The 6970-nt window shown below is 67.2% G+C and carries 6 protein-coding genes; 2 read left to right on the top strand and 4 right to left on the bottom strand.

Going from position 1 to position 6970, the window contains the following annotated elements; translation table 11 throughout:
• Positions 1–970, bottom strand: a 970-nt coding sequence (locus QNJ67_23230; protein ID MDJ0611904.1) for a hypothetical protein, incomplete at its 3' end; no start/stop codon positions are given.
• A gap of 391 nt (positions 971–1361) precedes the next feature.
• On the opposite strand from QNJ67_23230, the gene QNJ67_23225 reads away from it, so the two are divergent.
• Positions 1362–1913, top strand: coding sequence for a hypothetical protein (locus tag QNJ67_23225; GenBank protein MDJ0611903.1), 552 nt, complete (start codon positions 1362–1364; stop codon positions 1911–1913).
• 120 nt (positions 1914–2033) lie between these two features.
• Positions 2034–2573, top strand: coding sequence for a hypothetical protein (locus QNJ67_23220; GenBank protein ID MDJ0611902.1), 540 nt, complete (start codon positions 2034–2036; stop codon positions 2571–2573).
• Positions 2574–2656: 83 nt separating this feature from the next.
• Here QNJ67_23220 and QNJ67_23215 read toward each other — a convergent pair whose 3' ends face one another.
• From QNJ67_23215 to QNJ67_23205, 3 genes are all read right to left on the bottom strand, one after another.
• Entirely contained in the window at positions 2657–5149 is a 2493-nt protein-coding gene (locus QNJ67_23215) for a hypothetical protein (GenBank protein MDJ0611901.1), read from the bottom strand.
• On the bottom strand, positions 5146–5610 hold the full coding sequence (locus QNJ67_23210) for a hypothetical protein (GenBank protein ID MDJ0611900.1): 465 nt from the start codon (positions 5608–5610) through the stop codon (positions 5146–5148). The genes QNJ67_23215 and QNJ67_23210 overlap by 4 nt, the downstream gene beginning before the upstream one ends.
• 14 nt (positions 5611–5624) lie before the next feature.
• A partial coding sequence (locus QNJ67_23205; protein MDJ0611899.1) for a hypothetical protein occupies positions 5625–6970 on the bottom strand: 1346 nt, incomplete at its 5' end.

The following is a 6970-nucleotide window of genomic DNA, read 5'->3' as shown; positions in this document are numbered from 1 at the left end:
CGAGCGGCAGGCGGGCCTCGCGGATCGCGGCCTCGAGCAACCGCCCGAAGCCCTTGACCGAGGCGGTGCCGCCGGCGAAGACCACCGGCACCGGCAGGACCAGCTTGGGCATCCGCTTGGTCTCCAGCAGTTCCCGCTGAAGGGCCTCGACCACGGTTTTGATCACGTCCTTGTAGTAGATCGACAGCGCCCGATCCATGGCGGTCGCCGGACGGCCGGTCAGGTCGAAGTCGTCGCTCTCCTTGTGCAGGCGCACCGTGGTCGGGGTCTCGCCGATCACCGAGGCGGCCTTGAGGTCGATGTAGTCGCCAGCGTGGGTGGTGCAGAAGTTCAGCACCGGCATGCCCAGGAAGGCGACGCAGACATTGCAGAGGCCGCCGCCGAAGCTCATGCCGATTCCGGTGAAGTCGGACTCCTTGAGGGTGGTGTAGACCACGGCCAGGCCCTCGTTGACGCTGTCCGCCTTGTAGCCCAGGTCCTCAAGGACCTCGCGCAACGCCTCCTCGTGGTAGGTGAGCTCGCCTTCCCGGCCCTCGGGCGCGCTGGGGATGGAGTAGCTGATCCGCTCGTCGCCCGCTGCCGGGCCGACCAGCGCCCGGACCGCCAGCTCGATGACCTGCAGGTTGCGCGGCTCGCGCGGGTTCAGCAGGCCGGTGTCCATGGGCCGGCGCATGGTGCCGCCCATGATGTTGGCGAACTCGTCCGCCCGGTTGCCGAAGACCAGGATCTCGTCGCCCTCGACGTGGTGCAGGATGCCTTCCTGCTCCAAGGTCGACAGGGTCATCTTGGTGCAGGGCAACGCGACGAAGGCGTTGAGCTGTTCCTCGAAGACCGCTTGGTTGCCGGACATGGTCGCGGCGACGATCCGGCTGGTGCCCAGATCGAGACCCTTGTATTTGACCGTCTGCTTCGCAGACCCGCCGGTGGCGGGCTTTCTCTTGGCGAGTCCGGCCGTCTTGGTGGCTGCCATGGTTGGTATCGCTCCTCTGCCCGTGTGTGCCCAGTCGCGCCCCGGCCCCCACCGCCCGGCTCGCGACGTCGTGCAGGGGATTGGACCGCCGATCCCGGCCAGCATGGGCGTCCCGCTGTGAGGAAAATGTGGTTTCTGTACGAGAAGCGCGGGTCTGCCACGGAAACGGGCGGCGAGCGTCTTGATCTCGATCAGGGCGGCAGGAGCGGCGCGGCATGCAGATACTCCAGCTGGCCGAAATGATCAGACCGCAGGTTTCTGGATCTGCCATACGGACTGAAGAGAGGTCGCTTTGCATCTGAATAAATTATCATTTCGGGATTCACAGCCCGATGGAGGGGTCAGGACCGAGCAGGCCTTTCTCGGGCGAGTCCTCGCCTGGGCTCGTGACTTGCCCGCGCGTCTGAGCCTGGTCCCCCTCTTCCTGCTGGCGGCCTGCAGTGGCGAACCGGACCTGATCGAAGACTGGGCCCCGGTTCCCCATCAGAACTTCCCGCTGGACTTCGCGGCACCGGGCCTCGAAGGACGCATTCCCCAGTGCTTCAGAGCGGTCGAGCGCCAATATGGCCGCCCAGTCGTGAACACCACGGCACGCTGGATCGCCTTCCGGCCGCAACAGCCCGAGGCCGGGCTTGATCTCCTGCGGGGCGGCGCGAAGTTCGTCCGCTCCATGGATGCCGAGGGCGCCCTGTTCAGAACGCTGGATCGGCTGACCGAAGGCGAGCCGGAGGTGCCCCGGACGAAGGGCCGGGACCGGAACGCGCAGGGCGCCATCCTCTACATCCATCTCCAAGGCGACGGCCGCGATTGCCTCGTCTTCGCCCAGGAGTGGCGGCGGGAGCGCGTCGTCTTCCTGCTCGTTGGATACTACTGCGCGCCCGGCGACGAAGAGCTGACCTCCGGGACGATCCAGGCTGTCCTGGCCGGTATCAGCGAGAAATAGGAGCTCGGCCGCCCCGCGCCGTCGCGCCCGAGGGCACCGAACAGAACGGCAAAAAGGGCGCGCCCTCCGGTGACGGGACCCGGCAGCATCGGGCATACTTCGGCCGCCATGCGAAACCTCGTGATCCCATTTCTCCTCGTGCTGCTCTTGGGCTGCAGCGGAGACTCCGACCTCGGCGAGGAATGGACCGCGATCACCGCAGAGGATTTCCCCCTGGCCTTCGCGCCCGACGAGCTGCGGGGCGCCATCGCCCGCTACCTCAAGTCGACCCGCTACTACAAGGGCCGCGCGATCCTGACCCACCAGGCCAGCTGGAAGGCCCCCAGCGCACGCCTGCCCCGGGCCGAATTGCGCCTTGAACAGTACGGGCGCGCTTTCGTCATCGCGCAGAACCCCGAGACGGCGGTGAGCCGCTTGATGGACTCGATTTTCGAGGGCCGCAGACCGGCGATCCTGGTCAAGAATCGAGAGGTCAACGCGCTCGGCACCATCGACTACCTTGTGGTCCGCGACGAGACGGCCGAATGCGTGGTCTTCTCCCAGAGTTGGCGCCGCGAGAGCATCCTCAACCTCCTGCAGGGGCTTTACTGCATCGCCCCGGGGTCGGGGTTCTCGGACACGCGTATTGCAACTTTGCTCCGCAGCTTGAAGCCGAAGTGAGGCCGGCAGAGCACGCTATTCGACCGAGCAGCCCGGCCCTGGCGGGGAGCACTCCAGGCGACGACGGCCGTTTCAGTTGTCACCTAATCCTCCTGCTCCGGCACGTCATGTCCTGCGGCCAGGGCATTCCTGGCCGCTCTCGCGCTCGCCGCCAATCCCAGCGCGATGAAGGCTTCGGCCAGTGTCATGACCTCGCCCGCTGTGTCATGACGCAACTGACGGTGCCAACTCACGAAGACCTGGACGAGTTCGTCGACATCGGCATGACTCAGGCGCTTGGAGCGCACGCCATTGGCGTGGTTGCGCAGGAGCCGTTCCGCCTCCTTCTCGATCAGATCTTCCGGAAGTTCATTGAAGCCGTAGCGCAAGACCTCGTGATCGACGACCGAGACACCAGCGTTCGTCTGTAGACGTTGTCCCTTTGCGTTGGCCTGTTTGACCGCGATCTTGCCGCCTACCTGGTTCGAGGTTGGCGGCGCATCTCCCAACTTGAACTCAAAAACGGTCCCTTTTGCCCCGGGCGTCGGAAGAATGAAGCTGTTGGCGAAGATCCGGAAGCCATCCGAGAAACCGTTCTTGGAGACGGCATCGAGGACGGTCTCCTTTCCGGATGCGAGCAGCAGCCTGTCCTGGCCGGTGGATACAACTTCCATCCCGGCGTTCTCCAGCAGCCGAACGAAGTCGAGTTCGACCGGTTTGCCCTTAAAGTGAGGCATCAGTCCTTTGAGCAGCTTCTTCTGATCGGCAGTGAGCTTTGGCCAGACCTCGGCAAAGGCCTCCTCTGCCGAAATGCGGCGAATGAACTCAGGCACGCTGCCCCGACGCCGAGCGACGGCGAACCTGCCATGAACCTCCTTGAGCAAGTCAGACCTGCGCAGGGCCACCGCGACCGTCCGCGTCCGGAGGGCCCGCCGGGTCAGCGTACGCAGCGTCTTAAACAGAGGTCCGAGGGCCGGCAAGGTGCCTGCAGTCGACAGGACGCCAAGTAAGCCTTGCTTCGCAGCCTCGTCCAGGTCGCCGCGGGTCAGGGCCTCAACCATGGCGTCGAAGCTCTCGATCGCATCGCCGGCGCTGCGGAATTCACCGATGATGGGTATGATGTCGAGCAGCAGCTCGCTCCAAGCCTCGGCATCCTGGGCGACCTCCGGGAAAAAGATCGCGATCAAGCCGGCTCTGATCGCGGCAGGATCGTGGCCGGCGCGGATCGCGGCCCGGGCAGCCAGCACGGCCTGCCGGGCCTCTGCGTCATCTTCCGTATCATCGTTCAGCGGCCCGAAACGACCGAGCATCTGATCGATGTCGTCGCGGAGCGCGTGATCTGGTTCTCGGCTCGTGATCAGCCGGTCGATCAGAGCGAAACGCTCGCGCACGTCTGCCGGATCGCTTGCGATGGCGCGCGCGACCGACCAGCTCACGACCGCGAGCGGTGCCTCGTCCGCCTCGCCGATCGCGATCTGGCCGTCGTCTTGCAGGCGCAGCCGGAGGCCGCTCTCCGCTTCCAAGGCGGCAAAAGCCGCTCGGCCCTCACGGCGCTGGTCGTTGTAGTCGCGGCCCGAACGCAAGAGGTCTCGCTGGGCCCGGAGCGCGGCTTCAGCCGCCCTCGTCCGGCTATGCCCGGCCGGGACCAAGAAGCCGACGCCGCTGCCGAGGCGTGCCCGCGCGAGGCTGACGAGGCGCTGCACCGTGAAGGGGTCATCGCCAAAGGCCGATGCGATACGATCTTCGAGACTCGCAAGGTCATCTGGCGAGGCGGACAGGATCTCCTCCACCAGGTCGGCCAGAATCGCCGAGCGCGTGGCATCGAGACCGGGACCGGTCCAGTCATCCGTCACGCCCGGGGTCAGCCCCAAATTCGGCGGCGCCACGATCTCTGCCAGGCTGTGCGTGAGCTCTGCCTCGTCTTGCGCAGGATCGGAGTCAAGTTTGGCTGCGCCGAAGTTCTGCGCCCGAGGATAGGCAGCGACGGGCAAGGAGAAATCGTCGGCAACGGCCGACTCCGGCTGTTGCTCCAACAACTCCGAGAGCTCGCTCAAGGTCCCCGACAACCCGTCGATACCGAGGCCGATCCTGGGATCGACCGAGTGGAGGCGGTGATGCTCGAAGCGCTCGAAAAGGTGGCGGGCACCGGCCTGCTCTACGAAGGGCAAGCCGTCCACAAGTTCGCCGTAGACCTTCGGCCAGTCGTTCGAAAAGCCGGCCTCCAGCCCACGCATCAATTCGACGCGAGTTTCCAGGTCGGCCCGTTGGAACTCCTGCACGAGCTCGGCGCGTTCCTGATTGCTCAGAAGGCGGGGATTCTCGATACCGCCCTGCTCCTGGTAGTAGCCGGCGAAGAAGAGGCGCGCCTGATCTTCTTGGGCGCGGTTCAGAAGCGTGCCTCTAGAATGCAGCTGGCGCAGCTTGGTCCGGACCTGATCGTCGACGTGGCCGCGCGGGTCGAGCTCGAAGCGACGGCGCTGCCGGTCCGCCATCGTCACGATCTTCGCCAGCTCAGCAAAGCTGAAGGGTCCCGTCCCGGATACCGAAGTTATCGGGTCCTGCTGTTCCGACGGAGTCGTGCTTGGGGCCTGAGTCATCGATGGCGTTCTCCAGTACCGGTTCGAGACGACAGCGGCGCCGTGAAGCGCCGCGCGTAGAGGATGAGGGCGGCTTCACCGGCCGGTGTCGGGTCGTGCCGACGGAAGCCGAGGCGTTCGAGCCAGACCTGGCCGGCCGTGTAGTCGGCCCGCACCCGGGCTTCGATGCGGTCGAGGCCGAGTTCCGTGGCGATTCGGGGCAACAGGCAAAGCACTTGGCGATGAAGGACCAGAGGCCGGTGGCGCAACTCGTCGCCGAGGATCGCCCAGGCGCGGCCGACCCGGCGGCTCGGCGGCGCCAGCACCCCGGCGCAGCCCAACACCTGGCCGGCGTCCTCCGCCGTAAAGGCTTGGCCCGGCGGCAACGGCAGGCCCTGCAGGCCGTCGAGCTGCGCGGCGGTCAGGGCCGGCGGATCCAGACCCGCGAGGTCGGCCAGCCGGAAGTGTCGGAGGGTGATCATGGGCAAGCGCCGGCTCAGATCACGTCGCGGGTCTGCAGTTCCGGAGCGATCGCCAGCAGGGTGAAGGGCAGCGGCGCCTCGCCCTGGATCACCAGGCGCGGGTCGCGGTCGTAGTCGCCCGGGAAGGTCACGCGGTACTCGCCCGAGAACAGCGGCACCGCACCGTCCATGGCATCGCCGACGGTGCGGAAGACCAGGGGCTCAAGCGCGGTCTGGTCCGGTCCGACCCGGCCGGCCAGGGCGTGCAGCAGAACCAGGGTGACCCCGTGGACCCGCTTGACCTTGCCGACCGACGTGCCGGCCGCGGCCCCGACCGCCAGCTTCAGGCTTCGGAAGCTGTGCGCGTAGGGCAGCCCGACCACGACCTCGCGCGCCGGCGTGCGCAGCTCGATCCCGCCGCTGGAGACCATCCGCTCGGGGTGGACCGCGCCGTCGGCCAGGACGGCGACGGTCTCGCCCTCCAGGTGGTCCAGGCCGGTGATCGTGGTCACCGGCGCGGGGAAGCTTCCGCTCAGGCCGCTGTCGACGAAGAAGGCGCGCTTCTGGGCTTCGAGCACGGCCGCGCGCCAAGCGGCCTCGTCGGGGAAGTCGCTGCGCTCCGGCCCCTCGAACCCGCCCTCCAGCACCTCGAGGCTGCGCCGGGTGGCGCCGTCGATGGTCCGCTTGACCAGGAACCAGACCTCGTCGCGGTTTTCGGAACCGGTGGCGGCGCTGCCGGGGATCACCGCCAGGCTCTCGACCACCGCCCCGCCGTCCTGGTAGCGACCGCCGAGGAACTGCCGGGACCAACCGATCACGTCCTGCTCACGGAGGTAGGTCAAGGTCGCCAGCTGGCCGTCGCGGCGCAGACACCACAGCAGGCTGTCCGGCTCCTCCTGGTAGGCCAGCGCAGTCAGTCCGCCCTGGGTGACGTGGTTGGCCAGGACGGTGAGATCGGGCGCGCGGTAGCCGTCGCTCTCGAAGTTGAAGGAGAACTCCCGCACCTTGCGCTTGGCCCGCTGCAAGAACAGGGCGACGTTGCTGATCCGCGCCGGTGCCAGATCGGCGCTGCCGTGGGAGGCGTGCTGCTTGACGTCGATGTCGCTCGGGGTCAGCACCGGGCCGTCGGAGGAGATCACCCACTCGCCGCCGGCGGTGCCCATGAAGAGCTGCCGGCCCGGCGCCAGCCAGCGGATCGCGTTGACCCGGGTCGCGGCGATGGTGAAATCCAGGGCGTCGTCGTCCTGGACCTCGACCGCACCGCCCTCCAGGCTGTCCGGCCGCATGTTTTCGAGGTCCGCGGACTGGGACAGCCAGAAGGTCTGCGACTGGGTCCGGGTGTTGGCGGCGGCGAAGCGCTGCTCGAAGAAGGTCACGGTCG

Source organism: Kiloniellales bacterium, assembly GCA_030064845.1.
Taxonomy (GTDB): domain Bacteria; phylum Pseudomonadota; class Alphaproteobacteria; order Kiloniellales; family JAKSDN01; genus JASJEC01.
Note: the sequence above shows the minus strand (reverse complement) of the source record. Positions and strands in the feature narration are given on the sequence as shown.

What these genes read in the sequence shown, in the direction of transcription:
- QNJ67_23215 (MDJ0611901.1), bottom strand. Translation starts at nt 5,149, where the DNA reads ATGACTCAGGCCCCAAGCACGACTCCGTCGGAACAGCAGGACCCGATA.
- QNJ67_23210 (MDJ0611900.1), bottom strand. Translation starts at nt 5,610, where the DNA reads ATGATCACCCTCCGACACTTCCGGCTGGCCGACCTCGCGGGTCTGGAT.